We start from the raw sequence: 24,919 nt of genomic DNA, 5'->3' as shown, positions 1-24,919 counted from the left end.
AGGATGCGGGATGCTGGCAACGGCTCGGCTGTCCGCTCCTAGATGGTCGCGACCGAGCCGGAGTCGACTCGGTAGTTCGAGCCGTTCACGAACGAGGCTCGGTCGGAGCAGAGGAACGTGATGACGGAGGCGACCTCGCTGGGCTCGCCGCGGCGACCGAGTTCCATGTAGGGACGCTCCTCGTCGAGGAACGACTCGATGGCCTCATCGACGCTCGTGCCGAGCTCCTTGGCGCGCTTTTCCATCATGGCGTCGGTCATGGGCGTCGATATGAACGCCGGGGAGACGGCGTTGACGAGCAGCCCCTCGGAGGCGTAGCTGCGCGAGAGCCCCTTGGAGAGCGCGAGGATGCCGGCCTTCGCCGCGCAGTACGGGAGCTCGTCGTCGTAGGGCTGCACGGCGTCCTCTGACGCGAGGAACACGATGCGCCCCCAGCCGCCCTTGCGGAGGGACGGCAGGAACTGGCGCACGAGGCGCACCGGCCCGAGGAGGTCGATCTCGACGGTCTTGGTCCAGCCATCGTCGTCGATCTCGTGGAAGAGGCCCTGTGCGCCGGTGATGCCGGCGGACTGGACGAGGATGTCGATGTCGCCGACGTGTTCCTGCACGAAACCGTGCAGCTCGGCGAGCTCGTCGAGCTTCGTGATGTCGGCGGCGTGGGCGAAGAGCTTGCCCTCCGGGGCGTCGAGCTTGGCCGCGGCCTCGGCGAGCGAGTCCGCGTCCTGGTCGCTGAGGACGACGATCGCACCCTCTTCGAGGAGCTGCTTGGCGGTCTCCCAGCCGATGCCTGAGTCGCCACCCGTGATGAGCGCCTTCTTGCCGGTGATGCCTAGGTCCATGTTCCTGTCTCCCGTCGCGGTGCTGCGAAATGTGGCGTGTTGGTCGGTGAAGTAGTGATTGGTGAGGTGGCGACTTCGGGTTACCGCTGGCCCGCAGCGGCGCCGAACTCGTAAGCCGCTCGTCCGCGCCCTGCGGCCTCGAAGCCGAAGATCGAGCCGCTGAGCGGAGCGTCTACGAGGTCACTCTCGGTGAGGTTCTCACGCGCCGTCCCGACGAAGAGCGTCGAGAGGTTGCCACCCCCAAACGCGACCGAGGTCACGTTCGGGGCTGGCAGGGCGAGATCCTCGAGCGGGTTCCCGTCGGAGCTCCAGTGAGCCACGCGCCCGGCTCCGTAGATGCCGTTCCAGAACGTGCCATCCACGCCAAGAGCCAGGCCATCGGAGTTTCTACCCCGGATGAACGGCTCGAGCTCCCCGAGATCGTCCGGCTCAGGTCCGTATGGCGCTCTGTAGATGGTCTGCGTCGAGGTGTCGGTGACGTACATCGTGTCGCCCGACTCGCTCCATTCCAGGCCGTTGGTCGTGTGGAAACCGCCGAGCAGCATCCGCACCGTGCCATCGGCGTCAAACGTGTAGAGGGCACCGTCGGCCGCTGGCGAGGTCGTGTTCATCGACCCGACCACGAACCGCCCGAACGGGTCGACCTTGCCCTCGTTGAAGCGGACGCCGCCGTGCGAGTGCTCGACGGAAGCGATGGTCTTCGTCAGCATGCCGTCGGCGTCGAGCTCGACGATGCGGTCCTGCAGCGAGGCGACGAAACCGCCGCCCGCGGCTGGCTGCACCGCGCTGACCGGTGCGGGCAGCGCAGCGACGCGGTCGCACGAACCGTCTCGGGGGCCGTCGAGGCTGCCACGGTGGAAGGTGCCCTCGGTGATGTCCACCCACGCGAGCTCCTCGGTGCGGGCGTCCCACCAGATGCTCTCGACCAAGATCGAGCGGAGTTCGCGGAAGACTGTGGGTTCACTTACCATCGGTGGTCTCCTCCGGTGCGAGTTCCTTGATCGTGAGGGCCGCGCTGACGAGCGCAAGGTGGCTGAGTCCCTGCGGCAGGTTGCCCCAGAAGGCGCCGTCGCTGGCAGCAACCATCTCGGCGAGCAGCCCGACGTCGTTGGCCTGGGTGACGAGCTCGTCCATGGCGGAGACTGCCTCTTCGTGGCGGCCGACGCAGGCGAGTGCGGAGACCCGCCAGAAGGCGCACGCGACAAACGTGTGCTCCTCGGAGGCAACGCCCGAATAGCGGTAGAGCAGCGAGCCTTCGCCGAGCTCCGCGGTGAGGGCGTCGATCGTGGATGACATCCGCGCACCACGGTCGAACCCGCTCGGCGCGTGCAGGAGCACGGACGCGTCGAGCCGCGCTGAGCCCGGGTACATGACGTAGCTGCCCAGTTCCTCCGACCAGCAGTGCTCGAGGGTCCACTTGCGGATGCGGTCGCGCTCGGCTCGCCAGCGAATGACGTCGCCCTCGATGTGGGCGCCTTCCGCGAGCGCGACGGCGTCGGTGAGCGCCTGCCAGCAGCCCATCTTCGAGGAGGTGTAGTGCTCGTCTTCGCCGAGCTCCCACATGCCGGCGTCGCGCTTGCGCCAGTCATCGCAGGCCTTGTCTGCGACCTTCGCGAGGAGCCGCGCCGTCTCGACGTCGAGCAGGTTGCCGTCGTCGACGTACGTTCGGCTGATCGCGATGAGGTCGCCGTAGATGCCGAGCTGGAGTTGGCCCTGCGCAGGGTTGCCGGTCACCACCGGGCTGCTGCCACGCCAGCCGGGCACGTCGTACTTCTCTACGCCCGCACAGGTCGCCCCGTCGAGCGTGTACATGACGTAGATGTCGGGGCTCTGCTCCCGGATCGTGCGCAGCAGCCAGGAGATCGCGGCGTGCGTCTCCTCTCGGAGCCCGAACCAGACGAGGGCGTGCGCCGTGTAGGCGAGGTCGCGGATCCAGGCGAAGCGGTAGTCCCAGTTCTTGCCGCCTGCCGGGTTCTCGGGGAGCGAGGTCGTCGCGGCGGCCGCTATCGCCCCGGTGGGGCTGAAGATGAGGAGCTTCAGGGCGAGCGCGCTGCGCTGCACCTGTTCCGCCCACGGGCCGTCGTAGGAGAACTCCTCTGACCAGCTGAGCCAGCTCGCGATGGTCCGGTCGATACCCGTGTCGACCCGTCGCGGATCAGGGACGCGCAGCGGTTCACCCTCGGTGGCGGTGAGAACAATCAGGTGGCGTGAATCGGCGGAGGCGGTGAATCGACCGTGCAGCTGGGCTGGGCCCGAGCTGGTCGGATCGGCGGTCGCGGGGCTGTGATCGGTGCCGACCACTGCCATGGACAGCTCCCCACAGCGGATGATCGTATGGTCGCCAACTCGATCGAGCCATGGGGATCTCGTGCCGAGCATCGTTCCTGGCGTGACGCGCCAGGTGAACTCGACAGACCCCTCGATGCCGTCGACTCGGCGCGCGAGCTCTGCCCAGGGGAGCCGACCCGCGACACCGGTGACCATCGCGTCCGTGACCCGGGCGACGCCGTTCTTAGTCGTGAAGATGGTTTCGAGCACGTTGGTGCGTTCGATGTAGCGCCTCGACGAGTCGAAGTCGTCGACGGGCTGCAGCTCGACGCATCCACCGGTTTTTTCGTCGAGGAGTCGGGCGAAGACGGGGAGGGAGTCGAGGTTCGGCAGCGGCAGCCAGTCGACGCGGCCATTTTGCGCGATGAGGGCGACGGTGCGGCCATCGCCGATGGCGGCGTAGTCGCGAAGGGGAAGTCCGGGGGGAGTCTTCGTCATGAGGGTGACGACCCTACGGGACTGCCCGGGCGACTCCGTGGGAGTTTGCTCCGCGTGCCTGAGCGTCGGCGGCTACTCGTGAGCGCGCGCAGGTACCGGGTTGATCAGGCCATGTCAACCCTCCCGGATCCTCCCTCTCGAGGTGCGTAGCGTGCTGGGATCCGGGTGTGCGCCGCCCGCGGTACAGAGGCTTCCGGGAAGGAGGGCACATGTCTGAGCTCCTGGGCCCGACCGACGTCGAGGCTGAGTTCTGGGACGGTGCCGTTGACCTCCTCGAGGTGGCAGCGACGTGCGACGGTGATGCCGCGCCCGTTCTCGGCATCCTGAGCAAGCTGCCGCCGCCACCAGTTCCCGGACGAGGCAGCACACGTCCGCTCCTGGGACTGCTCGCGCGTCTCGGCGGGCTTGACCTCACCGCGGCCCGCGTCGTCGAGCCGCACTTCGACGCGGCGGCGATCATCGAGCAGTCCGGTGCCTCCGTGGAGTCAGGGGCCACCTGGGGCGTCTTCGCCTCTGCATCGCCAGTCTCGATCCGGTGGGTACCGGCGGAGGCCCCGCACTCGCGCGCCAGCGATCGCGACGCTGCGCTGTCGGGGACAAAGCGCTGGTGCTCGCTTGCCGCGCACCTCGACCGGGCCCTCGTGACGGCTTCGGATGACCAGGGCGAGTGGATGTTTGTGCTCGACCTCGGGCAGGACTCGGTCGCACCGAGGGAGGGCGGTGCGCCGATCACGGGACTCCGCGGTGTTCCAAGCGGCCCCGTCGACCTCACGCGAGCGCGGGCGCACGTCATCGGCGACGGACCCGACTGGTACACGTCACGGCCAGGCTTCGCGTGGGGCGGCATCGGCGTCGCTGCCGTGTGGTTCGGCGCGACGGTCTCTCTCGGGCGAACCCTGCTGAGGGCAGCCGAGACTCGAGAGCCCGACCAGCTCGGGTTCGCCTGGCTCGGCGAGACTGATCGCTTGCTCCGCGGGCTGCGTGTCCAGCTCGATGACGCGGCCGACCGGATCGACGCCGGCACGTCAGATTGGGCGCTCGCGCAGAGCGTCAGGGGCAACACCGCCAACACCTGCTGGCGCATCCTCGAGATCTGCGGGGAGGCGCTCGGCCCGGGCCCGCTTGCCTTCGACGCCGAGCACGCCCGACGGGTCGCCGACCTCACCATGTACCTCAGGCAGCACCACGGTGCACGGGACGACGCAGCTCACGGCACCGATCTCCTCGCCGCGGCGCGTGGTGCCCACCGGCCGCCAACTCGCGAGGGCGGAGACTCATGATCGGTGCGGCGCATCCCGGATTCACGCACCTGCAGACGGGGACTGCCGAGGCGGACTGGCGTCGTGCGGACCTCGAGGGCTTGCCCGTCCTGGATGCCGAGGCTCCTGAAATCAGTTTCGGTCCTGGCAGAGTGCTCCTCGTCGGTGCCGCCCATCCCGACGACGAGTGCCTGGGCGCTGCCGGCCTCATCGTGACGGCGCTCGCCGCTGGTGCCGACGTGATGGTGCTGTTGTGCACCCGCGGTGAGGCATCGCATCCTGAGTCGCCCAGTGTCAGCGCCGAGCAGCTGGCGGGGACCCGCCGAGCCGAGTTCGACGCTGCCCTACGAGAGCTGCGCAGCGGCGCGGGACGGATCGCCGGCACGGTAGGCGTCCGACCCGGGCGCGCTGAGGCCGTGGAGCTGGGGCTACGGGATGGTTCGCTCTCGGATTCCGTCGCCGAGATCGCGGCAGCGGCGGACAAGCTCATCCGGGATTCTGACCGCAAGCGAGTGATCGTCGCTGCCCCCTATCGGCGTGACGGCCACCCCGACCACGCGGCCGTTGGCGAGGCCCTCGCACGCACAGCGCTCGACGCGGGCGCGCTCCTGCTCGAGTTCCCGATCTGGTTCTGGCATTGGGCAGAGCCGGACGTCGACACGGAATGGCGACACTGGAATCGACTGCCTCTCGCGTCCGGAGCTGTTGGGAGCAAGTCCGACGCGCTCGGAGCGCACGCGTCACAGGTCAAGCCACTCACGGACGCCGCGGGCGACGAGCCGGTGCTGGGCCAGGCTCAGCTCGAGCACTTCCAGCGAGACTTCGAGGTCTTCCGAGTAACGGCACCTGCCACGCGCGACTCCACCTCGGCGAGCAGCGAGTTCGACGGTGTCCACGCAGACGCCGACGACCCGTGGGCCCTCCGGACAAGCTGGTATGAGCGACGAAAGCTCGCCATGCTGCTGGCCATGCTGCCGGACTCGCACGCTCCGAACGCTCTCGAGATCGGCTGCTCGATCGGCGAGAGCACCGCGGCACTGGCTGAGAGGTCCTCCCGCCTCATCGCTGTTGATGCCAGCGCGGCCGCGCTCCGGCTCGCCGAGGCCAAACTCGCGGGCAACCCGTCCGTCGAGCTGGTGCTCGCGACGCTTCCGCACGAGTGGGACATGCTCGACGTCCCAGACGGGACTCTGGACCTCGTAGTGCTCTCCGAGACGGGCTACTACCTCGCCGAGGATGAGCTCTGCGAGCTCGTCAGCAGGTCGTGCCGGGCGCTCGCGCCGTCGGGCGCGCTCGTGCTCTGCCATTGGCGCGGGCCTATCGTCGGTTGGCCCCTCGACGGCGACCGCGTGCACGCTCTCGCGGCGAGGCTCGGGATGCGGCGCCTCGCCGCGTTCGTGCAGGACGACACCCTCATCGACGTCTACGAGAACGGGGATCCGGGGTCCCGCAAGAGCTGCTTCGCGCAGTGGTGCGGAGAGCCGAACCAGGAGCACGCGCCGCGGCCGACGGCGAAGTCGCCGCAGCCAGCAAAACCGACTGAGCCGACGGTGAAACTGTGACTGAGCTCCGGATGCGACGACCGCCCATCCGAGATGTGCGAGTCGTGGTGCCCGCTCGCGACGAAGAACAGACGCTCGGCGCTTGCCTCAGCGCCCTCACCGACGCTATGGACGCCCTGGAGCGCGCCGACAATGGCTCGGGCGCTCAAGTCCGTATCCGCACGGTGCTCGTGCTCGACACCTGCCGCGACAAGAGCGCCCGCATCGCCTCGGACGCGGCGGCCCGCGACGCGCGCATCCACGTGATCGAGCGGACAGACGGTTCCGTCGGCGTCGCCAGGCGTGACGGCGTTCGTGTCGCGCTCTCGCTCGAAGCTCCTCACGGTGCACCTGCCCTCGACACCCGCGCGACTTGGATCGCGTCGACGGACGCAGACTCGACGGTGCCCACGGACTGGCTCACCAAGCAGCTCGAGGCCGCCGACGACGGTGTCGACCTGCTCCTCGGCTCGGTGATTCTGGCGCCGGATCCCGAGGACCTGGAGACGAGCGCGAGGTGGCTCGAGGGATACGAGAGCGTCGAAGGCCACCCGCACGTGCACGGCGCGAATCTCGGCGTCCGAGCATCCACGTACTTCAACGCCGGAGAGTTCCCCTCCTCGAACGAGCACGAAGACGTCGGCCTCGTAGCGGCGATAGCCGCCATCGGGGGAGTCATCCGATCGAGCGCGAGGCTCCCCGTCACGACATCCGCGCGCCGGGTCGGCCGCACCCCTGGAGGCTTTGCGAGCTTCCTCAGTGACCTTTGTGGTCCAGAACTTCGGCCACGGGACAATCGAGACACGACAAGCGTCAGGAGCTTTGGATGACAACAGCACGAGGATTCGACCACGAGGTCTACGCGGGCTACCTCAACGCCCATCTCCTGGCCTCAGAGGCCGGACTCCGGGCGTTCAAGTCCGCGACCGCAACCTGGCACGGCACCCCGCACGAGAAGACCATGCGGCTGCTCGTCACGCACATTGCGGCCGACCGCCGAGACCTGCTGGCCCTCATCGAGGCGCTCGGCTACCGCGAGTCCGTCCTCAAGCTGTGGCTGACCAACGCGGCATGGGTCGCTGGCACCTTCAACCCCGTGAACATCCTTCGCCTCCGCAAGCGGCCAAGCACGCAACTCGAGCTCGACACGCTCACCGGCATGGTGCGCGCCAAGCTCTCCATGTGGGAGGCACTCATCGCCGTGCAGCCGAGCGATCCGCGGCTAGTCCTCTCGGGGCTCGAGGCGCTCGAGTCGCGCGCGCGAACGCAGATCGACCTCATCCAGAGCATTAGCCGCGACTCCGTCGAGGAGCGATTCCTCGAACAGGAACCGCAGGCCGGCGCCACGCAGTGAGCCGCCGGGCCATCGTCGTCGGTGGTGGACCAAACGGGCTCACCGCCGCGGCGCTCCTCGCGAAGCGAGGCGTCGAGGTGACCGTCTACGAGCGCGACCCGCAGGTTGGGGGAGCAGCCAGGTCCGCCGAGCTCTTCGGCCCCGGCTACGTGAGCGACCTCGGCGCCGCCGCTCACCCGTTCGGCATCGCAAGCCCCGCGTTTCGCGAGCTCGAACTCGAGCAGAACGGGCTCGAGTGGGTGCATCCGGTCATCCCGATGGCACACCCGTTGCCGGGCGGGCGCGCCGCGATGCTGCACCGGGACATCGAGCTGACGGTTGGGGAGCTGGGTGTCGATGGGCCCGCGTGGCGTCGGCTGCACGAGCACTTCTCGCGTCACCCGATCGAGACCGTCGAGAACGCCATGGGGCCGCTCCTGCGCATCCCGCCGCATCCCATCGACATGGTGCGGCTCGGTCTTCCGGGCGCTCTTCCGGCAGCGACCTTGGCTGGGCTCCTGTTCAGGAGCGGCGCGGCCAAGGCCCTCTTCGCTGGCTCCTCGGCGCACCCCACCCTGCCGCTGACCCGACCTCTGACGGCCGCTTTTGGCATCGCCTTCGGCGCGCTGGGACACAGCACTGGCTGGCCCGTCGCGCGGGGAGGCTCCTCGGCCATCGTCGAGGCTCTCGCCAAGGTCTTGGTCGACAACGGCGGGCGCATCGAGACGAACTCGGAGATCTTGGATCTCCGTGACCTCCCGTCAGCTGACGCAGTGCTCCTCGACCTCACCCCGAAGCAGATCCTTAAGATCGCCCCGGACCAGCTTGAGTCGAGATACGCGGCCCACCTCGCGCGGTGGAAGTACGGGGTTGGCGTGCACAAGATCGACTACCTGCTCGACGGCTCCGTGCCGTGGGCCGACGCTCGGGTCTCCGGCGCGGGGACCGTGCACGTCGGCGGAACGATGGGGGAGATCGTCGCCGCCGAACGGGCGGTGAACCGAGGTCGCATGCCGGACCGTCCGTTTGTCATGGTGACGCAGCAGTCAAACGCCGACCCGAGCCGCACGCGAGCCGGCAAGCAGGTGCTCTGGACCTACGCGCACGTCCCAAACGGGACGGCGCATGACGTTCGGCCCCTGCTCGAAGCGCAGATCGAGCGCTTCGCCCCAGGTTTCGGCGACGTCATCCTCGAACGCCGAGAGTGGTCGCCGAGCGCGCTCGAGACGTGGAACCCCAACCTCGTCGGCGGCGACATCGGGGGAGGGACGCTCGCGGGAACGCAGCAACTGTTCAGGCCAGCACCAACGCTCCACCCGTACCGAGCGGGCCGCCGCGGGCTGTACGTGTGCTCCTCTTCGACCCCGCCCGGCGGCGGTGTCCACGGCATGCCAGGGATGCACGCGGCACGCGCGGTGCTCCGCGATTGGTCCCGCAGCACGTAGACGACGGCGCCGGCCGCTACGGTGGATCCATGCATCCACCCGTCACCGGAACCCGTCACGAGCTCGAGAACGACGGCGTCCGCGTCGCGGTCGGCGCGGTCGCCGGCGTCCTGCGCTCGCTCGAAGTCGACGGCATTCAGCTCGTCGAGGACTTCGGGGACGACGTCCTCCCGCCGTTCGGCGCCGGCATCACGCTCTTCCCGTGGCCCAACCGAGTGCGCGACGGCAATTGGAGCCTCGACGGCAAGACCCAGCAGCTCGACATCACTGAGCCCAGCAAGGGCAACGCCTCGCACGGGCTCCTCCGAAACACCGAGTACGCGGTACTCGAGAAGGACGGCTCGAGCATCGAGCTCGGCGCCACCGTATTTCCGCAACACGGGTGGCCGTTCACGCTCCGCCACTGCGTGAAGTACCGGGCAATCGAGGATGGGCTCGAGGTCACCCATACGGTCACCAACCTCGGGACTCGTGAGGCCGTGTTCGCCCTTGGCGCGCATCCGTACTTCCGGATCGGCGAAGAACCCATCGCCGAACTCGTCGTGACCTCGGACCTCCTCGAGCGCGTCCTTCTGGACGACCGGCTGCTTCCCATCGGCACGGAGCCAATCGAGCCCGGGGGCGCATTCGACTTGACCAGAGGACGCGAGGTCGGTCAGCTCGACCTCAACTACGCGTTCCGCGTCCGCCCAAGCGGTGATCGGGTACTGCTCGCGCTCGAGTCTCGAACCGGCGCGCGACTCGAGGTCTGGGGAGACGAGGCCTTCCGTCACCTGCAGCTCTACACGCCGAGCGACTTCCCGCGTCCAGACGGGCACCACGGGGGCACCGGTCTCGCCTTCGCCGCGGAGCCCATGACGGCTCCGCCTGACGCCCTCAACTCGGGCACCGACCTCATCGGAATCGGCTCAGGCGAGACGTGGAGCGCCGCCTGGGGTGTCAGGTTCAGTAGCTAGCAGGGCTCACCAGCTAGCTAGGAGGGCTCGCCCACTCGGAGGGCTCGGGCCTCGGCGGGCCCCGAAAGACCAGCGCGAGCAGCCGTGTCGCGCAGGCTTCGGCTCAGATGCCCTTGCCGGATGAGCGCCGGACCACGAGACGCGGCTCCACGAGCAGCTCGCTCGGGAGCGAGTCCTTGCCGGCCTCGGCTTCGATGAGCCAACGCGCGGCCTCGCGACCGATGACGGCGTTGTGCGGATCGACGGAGGTCAACGAGACTCCCGCGATCGACGCCAGGAACGAGTTGTCGTAACCGGTGAGTGCGACGTCGTCCGGCGTGAGCCCGCGTTCGTCGAGGGCACGCTGCACCCCGAGGGCGGCGAGGTCGTTGGAAGCGATGATGGCCGTCGGCCTTGTCGCGCGAGCCAGCACGCTCGTTGCGGCCATGTAGCCACCGAGCTCCGTGAAGTCGCTGTCCTGGACGTGCACGTAGCTTCCGAGGCCATGCTTCGTCATTGCGTCCTCGTACGCGTCAGCTCTGCTCCGACCGACGGCCGTCAGGCCGCCGAGGTGAACGATGTCGCTGTGCCCGAGAGACGCGAGGTGTTCGACCAGGAGAGCGAGGCCCTTCCGGTCATCGGTCCGGACGCTGCCGGCATTCGGGAGGCCCTCCGTGAGGCCTGAGGCCACGACCACGGGGCGATCTTCTGCGAGCGAGCCGAGTGACGCGACGTCGGGAAGGGAGCCTGCGATGAGGACACTCCTCGGGCGAAGATCGCTGAGTGTAGCTATCGTCTCCTCGTTGAGACGACGCACGGTCCCTGCCTGCGGCAACACTGCCGTTGTCATGAGACCACGCCGGCCAGCGCGATCGAACTCGAGGCTCGCCGCCTCGATGATCTCGGCGAAGACCGGGTTCACGGGGTCGGCGACGAGAATGCCGATGAAGTCGCTCATGTTCGTAGCGAGCGAGCGAGCGAGCAGGTTCGGGCGGAAGCCCAACTCCTCGGCGGCCGCGAGCACTCGACTCTTCCTGGCTTCGCTGACCTTCTCCGGGTCGCTGTACACGAGCGAGACAAGAGATTTGGATACGCCGGCCACCGCTGCCACGTCGCGAATAGTTGGACGCTTTACGGAATTCGGGACAGCATTGCGCTGATGTTCTGACAAGAGGTCTCCTGGGGGAAACTCTGATAGAAGGACTCCCGGGGGAAGGAGCAATGAAGTGCTCACTCTACGCGGAAAGTCCGGCGGATTCCCCCAACGCCGCAACTAGGATCGCCCTATGGTGACCCGACTTCGCGACGTGCTCGAATTTGTAGAGAACAAGTGGCCATTGTCAGGGGCGGAGTCCTGGGATTCGGTCGGCCTTGTCTCGGGCGCTCCCGACGCGGAAATCCGCCGCATCCTTGTTGCGGTCGATGCGGCTCAGCTGACGGTGCAGGAAGCCGTGGAGACCTCGGCGGATCTGCTCCTCGTCCACCACCCGCTGCTCCTCCGGGGGATCACGACCGTGGCAGAGAGCACCGGGAAGGGCTCACTGCTTGCACAGCTCATTCGAGCCGATGTCGCTCTTGTCGCCGCGCATACCAATGCCGACGTCGTCGAGACGGGCACTTCGGCTGCGCTCGCCACGGCGCTTGGCCTCGCGGGGTCGACACCGATCGTCCCCGCAGCCACAGATCCGGGTCGAGGTCTCGGCCGAATCGGCGTCCTTCCTGAACCGATGACGCTCGGTGCGCTCGCCCGCAGGCTCGCGGGCATACTTCCCGCGACCGCAACGGGCATTCGAGCTGCTGGGTCATTCGACCGGGTCGTCAAGACCGTTGCGCTCTGTGGGGGAGCAGGCGACTCGCTCCTCGATAACCCTGCCGTCGTCGGCGCCGATGTCTACATCACGAGCGATCTCCGCCACCACCCAGCCTCTGAGTCCCTCGAGCAGTCGATCGCCCGCGGAACCGGCCCCGCCCTGATCGACACCTCGCATTGGGCGAGCGAATGGCTGTGGCTGGGCTACGCCGCCCAGGAGCTCCAATCTGCATTCCCGCAGCTCCAGATCGAGGTATCCGAGCTTCGGACTGATCCATGGGACTTCGCTATTCCACAGTGACGCCACGGCGGGCGGAGCGCGCGCCCTGTGCCGGCGCAACAAGACTTCACGACAGAATGAGGACACTATGAACGCCATCCAAGACATGAACACGGGCCGAGCATGAAGGCCAGCGAGGCGGACCAGCGTCGTCTGCTCGAACTCGCCGATATCGACACGAAACGGCGGCGAGTGCAGCACGTCGCGAAGAACCTGCCGGAACAGCACCACCTGAACGCCCTCGACGAGGAGCGAACTCAGCACCGTGCCGAGGTCGTGCAGCTACTCGGGCAGCTTGAAGACTCGCGCAGCGAGCTCAGGAAGATCGAGTCAGACGTGGAGACGGTCGAGGCCCGCCTCAAGCGCGACAATGAGCGCCTCCAGGGGGCGTCGAGCCGCAAGGACATCGAAGCCCTGCAGCGGGAGATCGAAGTCCTTCAGCGACGCCGTACGATCCTTGAAGACGGCGAGCTAGAAGTCATGCAGCGCGTCGAAGAGCAGACGGCCGCCCACGAGGGCGCGCTCGAGTCGCAGCGGGGCGTGGAGGATCGCGCCAGTGAGCTCACGGTGCTGCGTGACGCAGCCCGCGACAACTTGAAGGGCGAGTACCGTGTGCTTGCCGAGCAGCGAGCGAGCGTACTCGGCCCGCTCCCCGCGGACCTCGTCGCGCTCTACGAGAAGCAGCGCGAACGCTACGGTGTCGGAGCTGCCGAGCTCATCGGCATCATCACGACGGGCACGAACGTCGCCCTCGACCGGCCGGAACTCGAGAAGATCCGGCGAGCCGCGCCAGACGACGTTGTCATCTGCCCGGACTCCGGGGCGATTCTCGTGCGCACGGAGAAATCCTCACTCTGATGCAAAAGAAGTCGCGCGCTCGCCGCTGAGTTCTGACATACTCAGTGGCGGAGCGCCGACGGCGTCGCTTGAAGTGAAACGCATCGTTGCTCCTCACCTATTACTACGGATCGTCCGGCACGTACCTGCCGGTAATGAGGGAGTACTCCTATGGCAACTGTGACCTTTGAAAGCGCATCGCGCATCTACACCGAGGGCGCTCGCCCAGCGGTGGACAGCCTGGACCTCGAGATCGACGATGGAGAATTCCTCGTCCTCGTCGGCCCGTCCGGCTGCGGCAAGTCCACGTCGCTCCGCATGCTTGCGGGCCTCGAAGAGGTGAACCGCGGCCGCATCCTGATCGGCGACCGCGACGTCACGCACCTCCCGCCCAAGGACCGCGACATCGCCATGGTGTTCCAGAGCTACGCGCTCTACCCGCACATGACAGTCGGCGAGAACATGGGCTTCGCGCTCAAGATCGCTGGTATCAACAAGGAAGAGCGCGCCAAGCGCGTGCTCGAGGCCGCCAAGATCCTCGACCTCGAGCCCTACCTCGACCGGAAGCCGAAGGCGCTCTCCGGCGGTCAGCGTCAGCGTGTCGCAATGGGCCGCGCCATCGTGCGTAGCCCCCAGGTCTTCCTCATGGATGAGCCGCTCTCGAACCTCGACGCCAAGCTGCGCGTGCAGACCCGCACGCAGATCGCGAGCCTCACGCGCCGTCTCGGCGTCACCACCGTGTACGTGACGCACGACCAGACCGAGGCCCTCACGATGGGTGACCGCATCGCTGTCCTCAAGGATGGCGTCCTGCAGCAGGTCGGAACGCCGCGTGAACTGTACGCGAAGCCCAAGAACGTCTTCGTTGCAGGCTTCATCGGCAGCCCGTCAATGAACATCTTCGGCGCCGACCTCACTTCAGAGGGTGTGCGTTTTGGGACCGACGTCATTCCACTCGAGCGTGCAACGCTGGCGAAGCTCAAGACGGGCACCGCAACTGTCGGCGTTCGCCCGGATGACATCATCATTTCGCGCGAGGAGAAGCCTGGACTCAAGGTTGAGGTCGACCTCGTCGAGGAGCTCGGCGCCGAGGGCTACCTGTATGGTCACTCGATGATCGACGGGAAGCGCACGGACATCGTCGCCCGTGTCGACGGTCGCAGCCACCCCGAGGTCGGCGAGACGATCTACGTCACGACCGACAACGACCACATCCACATCTTCGGCCCGGAGACCGAGCAGCGCATCAGCGGTGCCCTCACCGAAGCTATCCGCGTCCAGGAGGCGAACGACGCTCTCGCAAGCGGCGCAGCTAGCTAGGAACTCCTCCGAGGAGATCGGAACGCCCTCCGCAGATCACACGATCTGCGGAGGGCGTTCTGCTGTCCGCGCTGTCTGCGGCTTCTGGTCCGCATTGCTGTCCGCTCCGCACGCACCTGGCACAGGCTTCTCACGACGTCAACGGGCGGTGCCGCTGTGGACGCAGCGAGCGGAGACACGAATGAGGGGGAGCCTTTCGGCTCCCCCTCAAAAGTAGTGCTGGCACGTGGTGGTGCCGGCCTTGGCCTAGCCCTTCGTGGAGCCCGCCAGGAGGCCTCGCACGAAGTAGCGCTGCAGCGAGAAGAACACGATGAGCGGGACCAGGATGGACAGGAACGCGCCAGCCGTGAGCAGCGGCCATTCCTGACCACGGGAGCCCGTGATCTCAGCGAGCAGCTTCGTCATCGGCGCAACAGCACCGTCGGCGAACACAAGCGCGACGAGCAGGTCGTTCCAGACCCAGAGGAACTGGAAGATACCGAACGATGCCACGGCGGGAAGCGTCAGCGGGACAATGATGCGGAAGAAGATCTGGCCGTGGCTGGCGCCGTCGACCCGAGCTGCTTCAATGACCTCGCGCGGGATCTCCGCGATGAAGTTGTGCAGCAGGAAGATCGCGAGTGGCATGGCGAAGATCGAGTGAGCGATCCATACCTGCGCGAATCCAGCATCCGCCCCGAAAGCGGCGATTACCGGGACACCGAAGATCTCGCCGCGAGCGAAAAGCTGAAGCAGCGGAACGAGCGCCATCTGGATCGGCACGACCTGCAGTGCGAAGACCAGGATGAACAGCCAGTTCTTTCCCTTGAAGTCCATCCACGCGAAGCCGTAGGCAGCGAGGAGGGCGATCGCGAGCGGGATGACCGTCGCTGGGAGGGCGATCACGATCGAGTTGAGGAAGGCCTGGGCCATCGTCAGCTGCGTGTTGCCTGAGGCGAGCACTTCGACGTAGTTGTCGAAGGTGAAGCCCCAGTTCTCGAAGATCGTCCACCATCCGGTGCTGACGACCTCCGCCTTGGGGCGGAACGAGGAGACGAAGAGTCCGAAGGTCGGGATGGTCCAGACAACGGCGATCGCAATCGCCGCAACGGTGGCCCAGCGGCTGGTGAGGTTCTTCTTCACCTTGCCGCTTGTGGTCTTCTCGCCTCGCGCGAGCTGCTCCGCCGTCTTGGTGTCGACGGGAAGTTCAACTGGAACGATGGCGCTCATCGGATCTCCCTCTGCTTCTTCATCTGGTTCGCGTTGTAGATGATGATCGGCAGCACGAGGATGAACAGCACAACCGCGAAGGCGGCCGATCGTCCGGTCTCGAAGGTCTTGAACTGCGTGTACATCTCGTTGGCGATAACGCTCGTGTCGTTGGCGCCTGCGGTCATCGTGCGAACGATGTCGAAGACCTTCAGCGACGCGATCGAGATCGTCGTCACGACGACCACCAGCGACGAGCGGATTCCGGGGACAGTCACGTTGATGAAACGCTGCCACGGGTTCGCGCCGTCAAGCGACGCAGCCTCGATCTGGTCCATCGGTACACCCTTGATGGCTGCGGACAGCACGACCATGGCGAAACCGGTCTGCACCCAGATGAGGACGATGATGAGGAAGAACGTGTTGAGCGGCGACTCGGCGAGGAAGTCGTATGGCTGCCCGCCGAACCAGACGATGATCTGGTTGAGGAGGCCGATCTGGTCCTGGTCGGCCGGGCGGGCCGTGTACATGAACCTGAAGATGATCGACGCGCCGACGAACGAGATGGCCATCGGCATGAAGACGAGCGCCTTGAGGAACTTCTCGCCGCGTGACTTGTCGATGAACACGGCGTAGGCGAGGCCTGCGATCGTGGACAGGATCGGCGTGACGACGACCCAGATGATCGTGTTGAGGACCGTCCGGATGCCGCTTGGCTGGGTGAAGATCCAGATGAAGTTCTCGAGGCCTACGAAGTCGCCAGCCTTGTTGGTGAACGCCTGACCAGTGGTCTGGATGCTCGGCACGATCAGACCGATGATGACGAGGACCAGCGCTGGTGCGAGGAAGCCGATGAGGCCGATCAGGTAGCCGGCGCCTTCGCGCGACCGGTGATCGAGCCAGAAGAGCAGGGCACCGAGCACGATGGCGACGATGGCCGCCCATGTGTAGGTGCCGAGGATGAAGACGAGCGCAACCGGGACTGCGATGCAGACTACGAGGCGCAGGACCGTGTACTTGGTACCGGGCCTTGGCGCGAGCTCAACGAAGTAGACGATGAGCGCGACCACCGCGAGAAACGCGATGATGACGATCGGGACTTGCAGAAGTGGCGGCAGTTGGGCCAGCCACGTGAAGAAACTTGCCATTGTGACCTTCCGGGGTGGCAGAAAAGCACGTTCGCGGGGGACGACGTCGTCCGTGCGGTGGAATGCGTGTGGAGCATCCGTCGACTGCCGGATGCTCCACACGGGTGCTTAGCTGGAGGGCCAGCCGGAGTCGATCTGGGTCGTCACGGTGTTGACGTCCGTGCCGTTGATCCAGTCGATGATTCCCTTCCAGAACGTGCCTGCGCCCACTGCCGAAGGCATGAGGTCAGAACCGTCGAAGCGGAAGGTCGTCTCGGGGTCCTGGAGGATCTGGATGGACTCCTGCAGGATCGGGCTCTTCGCGTTGGCCGGGTCGAGACCCGTGTTGGCGCTGATGACGCCGCCGAGGGCGACGCGGCTGTTGGCCCACTCCGGGCTGGACAGGTACTCGAGCACCTTGACCGTGTCTTCGTCCGAGTTGAACGAGCCGACGATCTCGCCGCCGCCGGTGACTGCCTGTTCCTTACCCTCAGCAGGAGGGGTCATGAAGGCCCAGACGTCGCCGTCTTCGCCCACGGTTCCGCCGGCCTCTGTAATGAAGCCGTCGTAGAAGGAAGCCTGGTGGTGGAGCGCGCACGTGCCGTCGACGAGCTTGGGGGCCACGTCGCCGAATGCGGTCGAGTTGATGGAGCGCACGTCGCCGAAGCCAGCGTTGACGTAGTCAGGATTGGTGAGGATCTTGCCGGCTTCTTCGAACGACGCCTGGATGCGCTCGTCGGTGAAGGGGATCTCGTTGGCGACCCACTGGTCGTAGACCTCCGGACCGTGCATGCGGATGACGAGGTCTTCGATCCAGTCAGTTCCTGGCCAGCCGGTGGCGGCGTCGGAGCCGAAGCCGGCGCACCAGGGTGCGGTTCCGGTCTTGCTCTGGATCTCGCCCGTCAGTGTGACGAGCTCTTCCCAGGTCTTCGGTACTTCGTAGCCGTTGTCCTTGAAGAACTTCGGGGAGTACCAGACGAAGCCCTTGAGGTTCGCCATGAGTGGCGCGCCGTAGACGGTTCCGTCGTGCGAGGAGTACGTCTTCCAGTCTTCCGACCAGTACTCTTCCAGGTTGCTGACGACGCCCTCTGGCGCTTCGGTGAGAAGCCCAGTGCTGGCGAGGTCGCCCATGAGCCCAGGCTGCGGGAAGATCGCGACGTCGGGCGGGGTACCGCCCTGCGCGCGGACCGAGATTTGGGTCTCGAACTCCTTGGAGCCCTCGTAGACGATCTCGATGCCGTTTTCTTCTGCCCAGCCTGCCCACGACTGCTCGAGGAGCTCTGCCTCGGCGTCGACGATCGTGCCGTAGATGGTGACCTTGTTATCGCTGGGGCCGCCCTCGTTTGTCTGCACACCGGGACCACCGGAACAGGCTGTCAGCCCGAGACCGGCGACTGCGAGTGCGGCAACCGCTGTTGCGGCGCGCCGCTTCGTGGATGTTGTCATTGAACTCCTCCTTAAGTCCTTGACTGCGAGCGAACCGTCGTTCCGGGCAGTCATTGCCCGGGAAGCGTTGCTGGAACGCAACGGTTCGAGCACTGCATTCCTGAGATCTGCGTGTGGAAATGCCGTGCGCTTTTGGAGCGTACACGAACACATGAGTTCCTTCACGCCGTTCACTAAGTCGTTATCAGGCTCATCCCAATCGGGGTGTAGGAGTTGGGGTCTGAAGCCGCCGGTCTCGAGCAGGCTTCGGGCGATGTAGTTGGTCAGGTTGCGGAACCCGAGTGCGGAGCCGCGCAGGTGTTCGAGCCGTCCGTTGAGTGCCTCGGTCGGCCCGTTGCTGGTGCCGGGTCGTTCGAAGTAGGCGAGCACGTCGGCGGCTCGCTTCTTCAGGGTCCGGCCCAGGGTGGTGAGCTCGGTGAGGACCTTGGGGACGCCGGCGCTGAGGTCGGTGATCAGCTTCTCCATGAGCTCGCGGCCACGTTGCCGGTCCTCGTGGCGATAGGCGGCGATCATCTGCTGGTAGACACCCCAGGTCGCCTCGACCTCGACGTGAGCGTCATCAACGAACAGCGCGCGTAGCCTGTCGCTCTGCTTGTCGGTGAGCAGGTTCGCGCCGGTGTGCAGCGTGCGCCGCGACTTGTAGAGCGGATCGTCCCTGAACCCACGGTGCCCGTGGATCGCGAGTTGGACCCGGCGCCGGCACCTGTCGAGGGCGTCACCGGCCAGGCGCACGACGTGGAAGGGATCCATCACCGTGACCGCGTCCGGGATCTCCTCCGCAGCGGCGGTCTTGAACCCGGTGAAGCCGTCCATCGCGACCACCTCGACGGCGTCACGGAAGGCGTCGTCGCGGTCGGCGAGCCAGGTCTTGAACGCCGCCTTCGATCGGCCCTCGACCATGTCCAGCAGCCTTGCTGGGCCGGCGCCATCGCGGACCGGGGTGAGGTCGATGATCACGGTGACGTACTTGTCGCCACGCCTGGTGTGGCGCCAGACGTGCTCATCGACGCCAATGACCTTCACGCCCTCGAACCGCGTGGGGTCGTTGATCAGCAGCCGCTTGCCTTCGGCCAGGACCGCGTTGTTGGCGGTGTCCCACGCGACCCCGAGTCCCTCGGCGACACGGGCGACGGTGAGGTGTGCGACCACGATCCCTTCCAGCGCCCACCGCCGCCCGGTGCGCGAGAGCTTCGCGCGTGGCTCCGCCGCGGCGCTGGTGTCTTGGCGACACACGTGTCCGCAGTCGGCACAGCGGTAGCGGCGCACTACAACCTCCAGCACGGTCGGTCGCCAGCCCAGCGGCTCGTGGGCCAACCGCCGGATCACGGTGTCACGAGCGGCGCCTTCGCTGCCGCACCGTCGGCACCACTGATCTGGTTCCACCACGCGGCACGCGAGGACCGCACGATCCGGTTCAAGTCGTTGCCCGATCACGCTCAGACCGAGGCCGTCGAGTCGAGCGAAGGCGGTCAGGTCAGGGCGGCCGAAGCCGGCCGGCGGGGTAGCGTCGGACACGTCGAGGTCTTTCGGATGGATGGCGTAGGAACCTCCATCGTCGGGAGACCTCGACGTCTATCTGCGGACCGACTCGGCGGGGCGCGATCGTCGCGTGCGTTGGCGGACTACGGGAGCTTGGACGCGAGGACGTCGGCCGCCAGGATCTCGGGTGCTGCGCTGAGGAGGTGCTGGTTGGCCATCAGGGCTGCGACGATGGCGCCGTTGGCGTGGGCGTCGCGAGCGGCCTCGTCGGGGAATGCATCGAAGATCCAGAAGGTGTCGGCGTGGGTCCTGACCGCGAACCAGACAATCGTTCCTACTTCTTCGTTGGCGAGCGCGACAGCGCCGGCGAGCAGATCGGCGAGCGCGTCGTGCTGTCCATCGGCCGCGACGATCTTGGCGACGAAGGCATACGGAAGTGATGCGGGTATGGACATAAGGGGGTTCTCCTTGAAGTCGGGGTTCTTTGTGGGGCGAGTTCAGTGTATGACGAGCGAGGGCCGGTGGGGAGTGGCGTATACGGCAGTATTGCTATTGTTTACGTCATGCGTATCGGACTGATCGCGATCGACGGCTGCTTCGGTTCGGCTATCGCGTCGATCATCGACATCGTGCGGGTGGCCGACGGAGCCCGCGGCGATGTCGACCCGCGGATCGACCCGATCGAACTCGCCATCCTCGGACCGAAACGGCGAGTGACCACGACGGCATCGATGACCCTGTCGGTGGACCACCCGCTGTCGGAGTCCGGAGAGTTCGACGTGGTCGTCGTCCCTGCGCTTGGAACCCTTACGGCCGCCGCGACCCACGACGCCCTCCAGAGCCGAGATGCTCGTTCGGTCATCGCCTCGCTCGGGCGCCTCGACGAGGCGACCACCCGGATCGCCGCGGCGTGTACCGGCGTGTTCGCTGTCGCCGAGACCGGACGGATGCATCATCGGAGGGCGACGACCAGCTGGTTCCTGGGGCCGGAGTTCCTGAAGCGCTATCCGACCGTCGCCCTCGATCTCGACACCATGGTCGTGGTCGACGGGAACCTCGTCACCGCCGGCGCCGCCTTCGCCCACATCGACCTCGCGCTCTCACTCGTGCGATCGATCAGCCCCGACCTGGCCCAACATGTCGCCAAGCTCCTCATCATCGACGAGCGCCCGTCGCAGGCGGCTTTCGTCGCCTACGAACATCTCCGGCACGAGGACCCGATCGTCGTCGAGTTCGAACGCTTCGTGCGCGCCCGCCTGGACGAACCGTTCAACGTCGCCTTCGTCGCGCAGTCGCTCGGCACCAGCCGGCGTACCCTCGAACGACGAGTCCGTGCGGCGCTCAACCTCACTCCGCTCGGCTTCGTCCAACGGCTTCGCATCGAACGAGCTCGGCACCTCTCAGCAACCACGGACTTCACCTCCGCCGAGATCGCGCTACGGGTCGGCTACGCGAACGCCGAGACTCTGCGCTCCCTCCTGCGCAGGGAGCGACGCCGTTCCTGACCTATCGCCATGCCTGTAGCCGGTGTCCTAGCGCTCGACTGGAACCACCTCTCAGCACGTCGCGTCGACGCTCCTGCGTCGCCCCTGGACTACCCACTCGACACGCCCGCAGCACAGCCCATGTGACGTGTCCCGGCTTCCCGGACGGTCGGGGTTGGGTGGCTGTGATGTCGCTGCGTTCTCATCGAGGGGGTCAGCAGACCCGATCAGGGTCGACTGGGATGAGCCGCGAAGGCGGTCAGGTCAGGGCGGCCGAAGCCAGCCGGCGGGGTAGCGTCGGTCACGTCGAGATCTTTCGGACGGATGGCGCAGGAACCTCCATCGTCGGGAGACCTCGACGTCTATCTGCGGACCGACTCGCCCGGCCGACCTACACCCTCATCTGGGAAGAGCCCGTTATCAATTGATGTCCCGCGCGGTGAGAAGCGACGGTATCTGAGGCGAATATGTTGTTTCGCAGGACAACGGCACGCGCTCGCTCGAGCGTCATGGTGCTCTCGCAAGCAACGATGCGTGTCGAGCGCGATACGATGGGAGAAGAGCAGGTCGACTAGGCGGTCGCGTCATGGGAAACCATGCCGAGGAACGTCCGGGCTCCATAGGGCAGGACGGTGGGTAACGCCCACCCGGGGAAACCCGCGAGACAGTGCCACAGAAAGCAGACCGCCCCGCCGCTTCTCTTGAGAAACGGTGACGCCCTTCGGGGTGCACGGGTAAGGGTGAAAGGGTGGGGTAAGAGCCCACCGGGCGCCTGGTGACAGGCGCCGCACGGTAAACCTCGTCCGGAGCAAGGCCATACAGGGGATGATGACGCGGCTCGCCGAGTCCCCGGGTAGGCCGCTAGATTCGCGCGGCAACGTGCGAGCGAGAGAGATGGCCGCCCCCGACCCAGGTCGGGACAGAACCCGGCGTATCGGTCGGCCTGCTCGTCTTCGTCAGACAACGCGGGAGGCCGGGAGCGACAATCGCCCCCGGCCTCCCGCGTCTTGCTCTGCCTGCTTCTAGACCCAGTGCTCTGCCGCGAGGCAGGCAGATCCGACGATGCCCGCGTTGTTCATGAACTCCGCGACGACGATGGGCGTCTCCACGTCGATGTAGTGAAGGAACTCATCGGCCTGCTTGGAGATTCCCCCGGAAACGATGAACACATCCGGGGAGAAGAGGGCTTCGAGCTGTCGGTAGTACGGCGTGAGCCTGGCGCCCCACTCTGCGAACGCGAGTTCTTCCCGTTCGCGGACCTTCGAGGACGCGAACTTCTCGTAATCGCTGTGCTCGCCGATGCTGATGTGGCCGAGCTCGCTGTTAGGGAACAGGTGGCCGCCGTAGAACATCGCGGTACCGATACCGGTGCCGAGCGTGGTCATGATGACGCTGTCGAGCCGACCGTGTGCGACTCCGAAGCGGACCTCGGCGATACCGGCAGCGTCGGCGTCGTTCGCGAGCGCGACCTCACGCCCGACTGCTTCCGAGAACGCCGCGCGTGCGGCGAAGTCGATCCAGAGCGGGGAGATGTTCGCGGCGGACCGCGTCACACCGTGCTTGACGATCGCGGGGACGCTGATGCCGACGGGCACGTCCGAGTCGCCGTCGAGGTCCTTGTCCCAGATCTTCCGGACGATCTCCATGGTCGCTTCGATGACCTCGCGCGGGTCGCCGCCAACAGGCGTCGGAACCTTCCGGCGCTTGGAGAGGAGCTCCCCAGTGCGCAGGTCGACGAGTGCTCCCTTGATGCCGGTCCCGCCGATGTCGATGCCGATGGCCTTCGTGGCTCTGCTCTTCCCCATGCGAGTGAGCATATCCGGCACGAGGGCTCGGCTCGATTCGGGGAGGAGCTCAGGCGCTCGGGACGGTGAGCAGCTCCGCGCCGTTCGCCATCACGACGACGGTGTGCTCCCACTGCGCGCATCGGGATCCGTCGGCGGTAACAACCGTCCAACCGTCCTCCCAGAGCCGCCAGTCTGAAGTGCCGAGCGTGAGCATCGGCTCCACCGTGAAGACCATGCCCTCTTCGATGATCGTGCTGTACTGCGGCGCGTCATAGTGAGGGACGATCAGGCCGGAGTGGAAGGCGCTGCCAACACCGTGCCCCGTGTAGTCGCGTACTACTCCGTAGCCGAACCGACCCGCGTACTTCTCGATGACCCGGCCGATGATGTTCACCTGACGCCCCGGTTTCGCTGCGGCTATCCCTCGCATCATCGCCTCGTGGGTGCGCTCGACAAGCAGCCGCGACTCCTCGTCGACCTCACCGACGAGGTACATGCGGTTGGTGTCGCCGTGCATCCCCTCGAAGTAGGCGGTGATGTCGACGTTGAGGATGTCGCCAGATTCGAGCACGGTGTCGTCAGGGATGCCGTGACAGATGACCTCGTTGAGCGAGGTGCAGCTCGACTTCGGGAATCCGCGGTAGCCCAGCGTTGAGGGGTAGGCACCCCGGGCAATCACGAAGTCATGGGCGATGCTGTCGAGCTCGTCCGTCGTGACCCCGGGGACCGCGTACTGCTCGAGGTGCTGCAGGGCATCGGCGGCGATCGCGGATGCGCGCGCGATGCGCGCGACCTCCTCTGGCGTGTAGACGTCCCCACCCGTCCACTTGTCAGGGGCAGGCTTTCCAACGTACGGCGGCCGGGCGATGGCGCTTGGGACAGTTCGGATCGGCGCACTTCGTCCGGGCGTGAGGAGTCCGGTTCTCGGGTCTTTCGGCATACGCTTGAGCCTATGACCGATACGCATGCACAGGAATTCTGGTACAACTCCCGCACAGGTGAGGTCGAGGTCGGAAAGCAGTCCCTCGCTTCCGATCTCGTCGGCCCGTTCACGTCGGAGGCGGAAGCGAAGCGCGCCCCCGAAAAGCTTCAGGAGCGCGCAAAGGCTTGGGCAGAGGAAGAAGCTGAAGAGAACCGCTGATCTCGCGGCCCTCTCGAAGCTTCGACGCCTTCTCAGCTGGTCAGGTCCTCGAAGCTCTCTGCCTCAGACGGGAACGCACCTGACTTGACCTCATCGCGGTAGGCGGATGCTGCGTCGAGAAGGGTCGTGCGCAGGTCTGCGTACTTGCGGACGAAGCGAGGCACTCGCCCGGTGCCGAGGCCCATGGCGTCAGTCCACACGAGGATCTGACCGTCGCACTCGGCACCGGCGCCGATGCCGATCGTGGGGATCACGAGCTCGCGCGTGATCTCGGCCGCGAGCACGGCGGGCACCATCTCGAGGACAACGCTGAAGGCTCCGGCTTCCTGCACGGCCCGTGCATCCGCTCGCACGCGATCGGCGGAGTCGCCCCTGCCCTGCACTACGTGACCGCCGAGCCCGTGCTCGCTCTGCGGCGTGTAGCCGATGTGCGCCATGACTGGGATGCCAGCCTCGACGATGCGCTTAATGGTCGCCTGCGACCGCACGCCGCCCTCGAGCTTGACCGCCTGCACGCCTGCCTCCTTCATGAAACGCACGGCGGTGTCGAGCGCCTGGTCCGGCCCGCGCTCGTAGCTGCCGAAGGGCAGATCGGCGACGACGAGGGCTCGCGACACGCCGCGCGCGACGGAGCGAGCCATGGGAATCAGCTCGTCGACGGTGACGGGGAGTGTCGACGTCTCTCCGAGCACCGTGGTGGCCGCTGAGTCGCCCACGAGGAGCACGTCGATGCCGGCCTCGTCAAACACCGCAGCGGTCATGGCGTCATAGCTCGTCAGAGCGGTGATGCGCTCACCGGCGGCCTTGGCCGTCTGAAAGTGTCGAATTCGGACTCGCTTCGGTGCACTGGCCTGAGACATGCTGGCCATCATACGGCGGGGCGGCCTCAGGCCCAGTAGCCT

Annotated in this window: 22 protein-coding genes, 1 other RNA gene and 1 pseudogene; 12 read left to right on the top strand and 12 right to left on the bottom strand. The window is 66.5% G+C overall.

Annotation, left to right across the window (positions count from 1 at the left end; genetic code table 11):
• Positions 1-38: 38 nt before the first annotated feature.
• The 3 genes from FHX72_RS04030 to FHX72_RS04020 all read right to left on the bottom strand — a co-directional run bounded on the left by FHX72_RS04030 (position 39) and on the right by FHX72_RS04020 (position 3,605).
• Positions 39-839 (bottom strand): SDR family NAD(P)-dependent oxidoreductase, encoded by an 801-nt coding sequence (locus FHX72_RS04030; protein ID WP_068479037.1) that lies wholly within the window; start codon positions 837-839, stop codon positions 39-41.
• Positions 840-919: 80 nt separating this feature from the next.
• Positions 920-1,810, bottom strand: coding sequence for an SMP-30/gluconolactonase/LRE family protein (locus FHX72_RS04025; RefSeq protein ID WP_183623119.1), 891 nt, complete (start codon positions 1,808-1,810; stop codon positions 920-922).
• Positions 1,800-3,605 carry a glycoside hydrolase family 15 protein gene (locus FHX72_RS04020; protein WP_183623117.1) on the bottom strand — a complete coding sequence of 602 codons (1,806 nt, stop codon included), beginning with the start codon at positions 3,603-3,605 and terminating at the stop codon, positions 1,800-1,802. The genes FHX72_RS04025 and FHX72_RS04020 overlap by 11 nt, the downstream gene beginning before the upstream one ends.
• A gap of 209 nt (positions 3,606-3,814) precedes the next feature.
• Between FHX72_RS04020 and FHX72_RS04015 the strand changes: the two genes are divergently transcribed.
• From FHX72_RS04015 to FHX72_RS03990, 6 genes are read left to right on the top strand one after another with little or no spacing between them, the layout of a single operon-like run.
• Positions 3,815-4,885: an acyl-CoA dehydrogenase family protein gene (locus FHX72_RS04015; RefSeq protein ID WP_183623115.1), complete on the top strand. Its 1,071-nt coding sequence runs from the start codon at positions 3,815-3,817 to the stop codon at positions 4,883-4,885.
• On the top strand, positions 4,882-6,426 hold the full coding sequence (locus tag FHX72_RS04010; RefSeq protein ID WP_183623113.1) for a bifunctional PIG-L family deacetylase/class I SAM-dependent methyltransferase: 1,545 nt from the start codon (positions 4,882-4,884) through the stop codon (positions 6,424-6,426). Before FHX72_RS04015 ends, FHX72_RS04010 begins: the two co-directional genes overlap by 4 nt.
• Positions 6,423-7,235: a glycosyltransferase gene (locus FHX72_RS04005; protein ID WP_183623111.1), complete on the top strand. Its 813-nt coding sequence runs from the start codon at positions 6,423-6,425 to the stop codon at positions 7,233-7,235. Before FHX72_RS04010 ends, FHX72_RS04005 begins: the two co-directional genes overlap by 4 nt.
• On the top strand, positions 7,232-7,759 hold the full coding sequence (locus tag FHX72_RS04000) for a hypothetical protein (protein WP_183623109.1): 528 nt from the start codon (positions 7,232-7,234) through the stop codon (positions 7,757-7,759). The genes FHX72_RS04005 and FHX72_RS04000 overlap by 4 nt, the downstream gene beginning before the upstream one ends.
• Positions 7,756-9,183: an FAD-dependent oxidoreductase gene (locus FHX72_RS03995; RefSeq protein WP_183623107.1), complete on the top strand. Its 1,428-nt coding sequence runs from the start codon at positions 7,756-7,758 to the stop codon at positions 9,181-9,183. Before FHX72_RS04000 ends, FHX72_RS03995 begins: the two co-directional genes overlap by 4 nt.
• A 29-nt stretch (positions 9,184-9,212) precedes the next feature.
• On the top strand, positions 9,213-10,139 hold the full coding sequence (locus tag FHX72_RS03990; protein ID WP_183623105.1) for an aldose 1-epimerase family protein: 927 nt from the start codon (positions 9,213-9,215) through the stop codon (positions 10,137-10,139).
• A 103-nt stretch (positions 10,140-10,242) separates the two neighbouring features.
• Here FHX72_RS03990 and FHX72_RS03985 read toward each other — a convergent pair whose 3' ends face one another.
• Positions 10,243-11,229 carry a substrate-binding domain-containing protein gene (locus FHX72_RS03985; RefSeq protein WP_183623103.1) on the bottom strand — a complete coding sequence of 329 codons (987 nt, stop codon included), beginning with the start codon at positions 11,227-11,229 and terminating at the stop codon, positions 10,243-10,245.
• A gap of 175 nt (positions 11,230-11,404) precedes the next feature.
• Between FHX72_RS03985 and FHX72_RS03980 the strand changes: the two genes are divergently transcribed.
• The 3 genes from FHX72_RS03980 (at position 11,405) to FHX72_RS03970 (ending at position 14,365) form a co-directional block, all read left to right on the top strand.
• Positions 11,405-12,229, top strand: coding sequence for a Nif3-like dinuclear metal center hexameric protein (locus FHX72_RS03980; protein ID WP_068479012.1), 825 nt, complete (start codon positions 11,405-11,407; stop codon positions 12,227-12,229).
• A 102-nt stretch (positions 12,230-12,331) separates the two neighbouring features.
• Positions 12,332-13,066 (top strand): zinc ribbon domain-containing protein, encoded by a 735-nt coding sequence (locus tag FHX72_RS03975; protein ID WP_183623101.1) that lies wholly within the window; start codon positions 12,332-12,334, stop codon positions 13,064-13,066.
• Positions 13,067-13,216: 150 nt separating this feature from the next.
• Complete coding sequence (locus tag FHX72_RS03970; RefSeq protein WP_183623099.1) at positions 13,217-14,365, top strand: ABC transporter ATP-binding protein; 1,149 nt, start codon at positions 13,217-13,219, stop codon at positions 14,363-14,365.
• Between the two features lie 246 nt (positions 14,366-14,611).
• Here the strand turns inward: FHX72_RS03970 and FHX72_RS03965 are convergent, their stop codons facing one another.
• The 5 genes and pseudogenes from FHX72_RS03965 to FHX72_RS03945 all read right to left on the bottom strand — a co-directional run bounded on the left by FHX72_RS03965 (position 14,612) and on the right by FHX72_RS03945 (position 20,060).
• Positions 14,612-15,574 carry a carbohydrate ABC transporter permease gene (locus tag FHX72_RS03965; protein ID WP_068479002.1) on the bottom strand — a complete coding sequence of 321 codons (963 nt, stop codon included), beginning with the start codon at positions 15,572-15,574 and terminating at the stop codon, positions 14,612-14,614.
• Complete coding sequence (locus FHX72_RS03960) at positions 15,571-16,701, bottom strand: carbohydrate ABC transporter permease (protein WP_183623097.1); 1,131 nt, start codon at positions 16,699-16,701, stop codon at positions 15,571-15,573. Before FHX72_RS03960 ends, FHX72_RS03965 begins: the two co-directional genes overlap by 4 nt.
• 108 nt (positions 16,702-16,809) lie before the next feature.
• Complete coding sequence (locus FHX72_RS03955; protein ID WP_183623998.1) at positions 16,810-18,126, bottom strand: ABC transporter substrate-binding protein; 1,317 nt, start codon at positions 18,124-18,126, stop codon at positions 16,810-16,812.
• 201 nt (positions 18,127-18,327) lie between these two features.
• A pseudogene (locus tag FHX72_RS03950) lies at positions 18,328-19,641 on the bottom strand (ISL3-like element ISPfr2 family transposase); the annotation flags it as partial.
• A 107-nt stretch (positions 19,642-19,748) separates the two neighbouring features.
• Entirely contained in the window at positions 19,749-20,060 is a 312-nt protein-coding gene (locus tag FHX72_RS03945) for a putative quinol monooxygenase (protein ID WP_183623095.1), read from the bottom strand.
• A 108-nt stretch (positions 20,061-20,168) separates the two neighbouring features.
• Here FHX72_RS03945 and FHX72_RS03940 point away from each other — a divergent pair, with 108 nt between their 5' ends.
• Together FHX72_RS03940 and rnpB are read left to right on the top strand one after the other, a co-directional pair.
• Positions 20,169-21,110 (top strand): GlxA family transcriptional regulator, encoded by a 942-nt coding sequence (locus FHX72_RS03940; protein WP_183623093.1) that lies wholly within the window; start codon positions 20,169-20,171, stop codon positions 21,108-21,110.
• Between the two features lie 542 nt (positions 21,111-21,652).
• Positions 21,653-22,039: RNase P RNA component class A (gene rnpB, locus FHX72_RS03935), an RNA gene on the top strand.
• Positions 22,040-22,111: 72 nt separating this feature from the next.
• Here rnpB and ppgK read toward each other — a convergent pair.
• Positions 22,112-22,894, bottom strand: coding sequence for a polyphosphate--glucose phosphotransferase (ppgK, locus tag FHX72_RS03930; RefSeq protein WP_183623091.1), 783 nt, complete (start codon positions 22,892-22,894; stop codon positions 22,112-22,114).
• A 49-nt stretch (positions 22,895-22,943) separates the two neighbouring features.
• Complete coding sequence (gene map / locus FHX72_RS03925; protein ID WP_183623088.1) at positions 22,944-23,816, bottom strand: type I methionyl aminopeptidase; 873 nt, start codon at positions 23,814-23,816, stop codon at positions 22,944-22,946.
• A 12-nt stretch (positions 23,817-23,828) separates the two neighbouring features.
• Here map and FHX72_RS03920 point away from each other — a divergent pair, with 12 nt between their 5' ends.
• Positions 23,829-24,017 carry a hypothetical protein gene (locus FHX72_RS03920; protein ID WP_068483437.1) on the top strand — a complete coding sequence of 63 codons (189 nt, stop codon included), beginning with the start codon at positions 23,829-23,831 and terminating at the stop codon, positions 24,015-24,017.
• A 32-nt stretch (positions 24,018-24,049) separates the two neighbouring features.
• Here the strand turns inward: FHX72_RS03920 and panB are convergent, their stop codons facing one another.
• The gene (panB, locus tag FHX72_RS03915; RefSeq protein WP_244963969.1) at positions 24,050-24,877 is read right to left on the bottom strand and encodes a 3-methyl-2-oxobutanoate hydroxymethyltransferase; all 828 of its coding nucleotides are present in this window, start codon (positions 24,875-24,877) and stop codon (positions 24,050-24,052) included.
• Positions 24,878-24,919: the final 42 nt, after the last annotated feature.

This window comes from Pseudoclavibacter helvolus (genome assembly GCF_014191305.1).
Lineage (GTDB): Bacteria > Actinomycetota > Actinomycetes > Actinomycetales > Microbacteriaceae > Pseudoclavibacter > Pseudoclavibacter helvolus.
This window is presented reverse-complemented; position numbering and strand designations above follow the sequence as displayed.

Excerpts from the sequence above, each read along its gene's own strand:
- FHX72_RS04020 (WP_183623117.1), bottom strand. The coding sequence starts at position 3,605 with ATGACGAAGACTCCCCCCGGACTTCCCCTTCGCGACTACGCCGCCATC.
- panB (WP_244963969.1), bottom strand. The coding sequence starts at position 24,877 with ATGTCTCAGGCCAGTGCACCGAAGCGAGTCCGAATTCGACACTTTCAG.
- FHX72_RS03920 (WP_068483437.1), top strand. The coding sequence starts at position 23,829 with ATGACCGATACGCATGCACAGGAATTCTGGTACAACTCCCGCACAGGT.
- FHX72_RS03960 (WP_183623097.1), bottom strand. The coding sequence starts at position 16,701 with ATGGCAAGTTTCTTCACGTGGCTGGCCCAACTGCCGCCACTTCTGCAA.
- FHX72_RS04000 (WP_183623109.1), top strand. The coding sequence starts at position 7,232 with ATGACAACAGCACGAGGATTCGACCACGAGGTCTACGCGGGCTACCTC.
- FHX72_RS03970 (WP_183623099.1), top strand. The coding sequence starts at position 13,217 with ATGGCAACTGTGACCTTTGAAAGCGCATCGCGCATCTACACCGAGGGC.
- FHX72_RS03955 (WP_183623998.1), bottom strand. The coding sequence starts at position 18,126 with ATGACAACATCCACGAAGCGGCGCGCCGCAACAGCGGTTGCCGCACTC.
- map (WP_183623088.1), bottom strand. The coding sequence starts at position 23,816 with ATGCCGAAAGACCCGAGAACCGGACTCCTCACGCCCGGACGAAGTGCG.
- ppgK (WP_183623091.1), bottom strand. The coding sequence starts at position 22,894 with ATGGGGAAGAGCAGAGCCACGAAGGCCATCGGCATCGACATCGGCGGG.
- FHX72_RS03945 (WP_183623095.1), bottom strand. The coding sequence starts at position 20,060 with ATGTCCATACCCGCATCACTTCCGTATGCCTTCGTCGCCAAGATCGTC.
- FHX72_RS03990 (WP_183623105.1), top strand. The coding sequence starts at position 9,213 with ATGCATCCACCCGTCACCGGAACCCGTCACGAGCTCGAGAACGACGGC.
- FHX72_RS04025 (WP_183623119.1), bottom strand. The coding sequence starts at position 1,810 with ATGGTAAGTGAACCCACAGTCTTCCGCGAACTCCGCTCGATCTTGGTC.
- FHX72_RS04030 (WP_068479037.1), bottom strand. The coding sequence starts at position 839 with ATGGACCTAGGCATCACCGGCAAGAAGGCGCTCATCACGGGTGGCGAC.
- FHX72_RS04010 (WP_183623113.1), top strand. The coding sequence starts at position 4,882 with ATGATCGGTGCGGCGCATCCCGGATTCACGCACCTGCAGACGGGGACT.
- FHX72_RS03940 (WP_183623093.1), top strand. The coding sequence starts at position 20,169 with ATGCGTATCGGACTGATCGCGATCGACGGCTGCTTCGGTTCGGCTATC.
- FHX72_RS03975 (WP_183623101.1), top strand. The coding sequence starts at position 12,332 with ATGAAGGCCAGCGAGGCGGACCAGCGTCGTCTGCTCGAACTCGCCGAT.
- FHX72_RS03965 (WP_068479002.1), bottom strand. The coding sequence starts at position 15,574 with ATGAGCGCCATCGTTCCAGTTGAACTTCCCGTCGACACCAAGACGGCG.
- FHX72_RS04015 (WP_183623115.1), top strand. The coding sequence starts at position 3,815 with ATGTCTGAGCTCCTGGGCCCGACCGACGTCGAGGCTGAGTTCTGGGAC.
- FHX72_RS03980 (WP_068479012.1), top strand. The coding sequence starts at position 11,405 with ATGGTGACCCGACTTCGCGACGTGCTCGAATTTGTAGAGAACAAGTGG.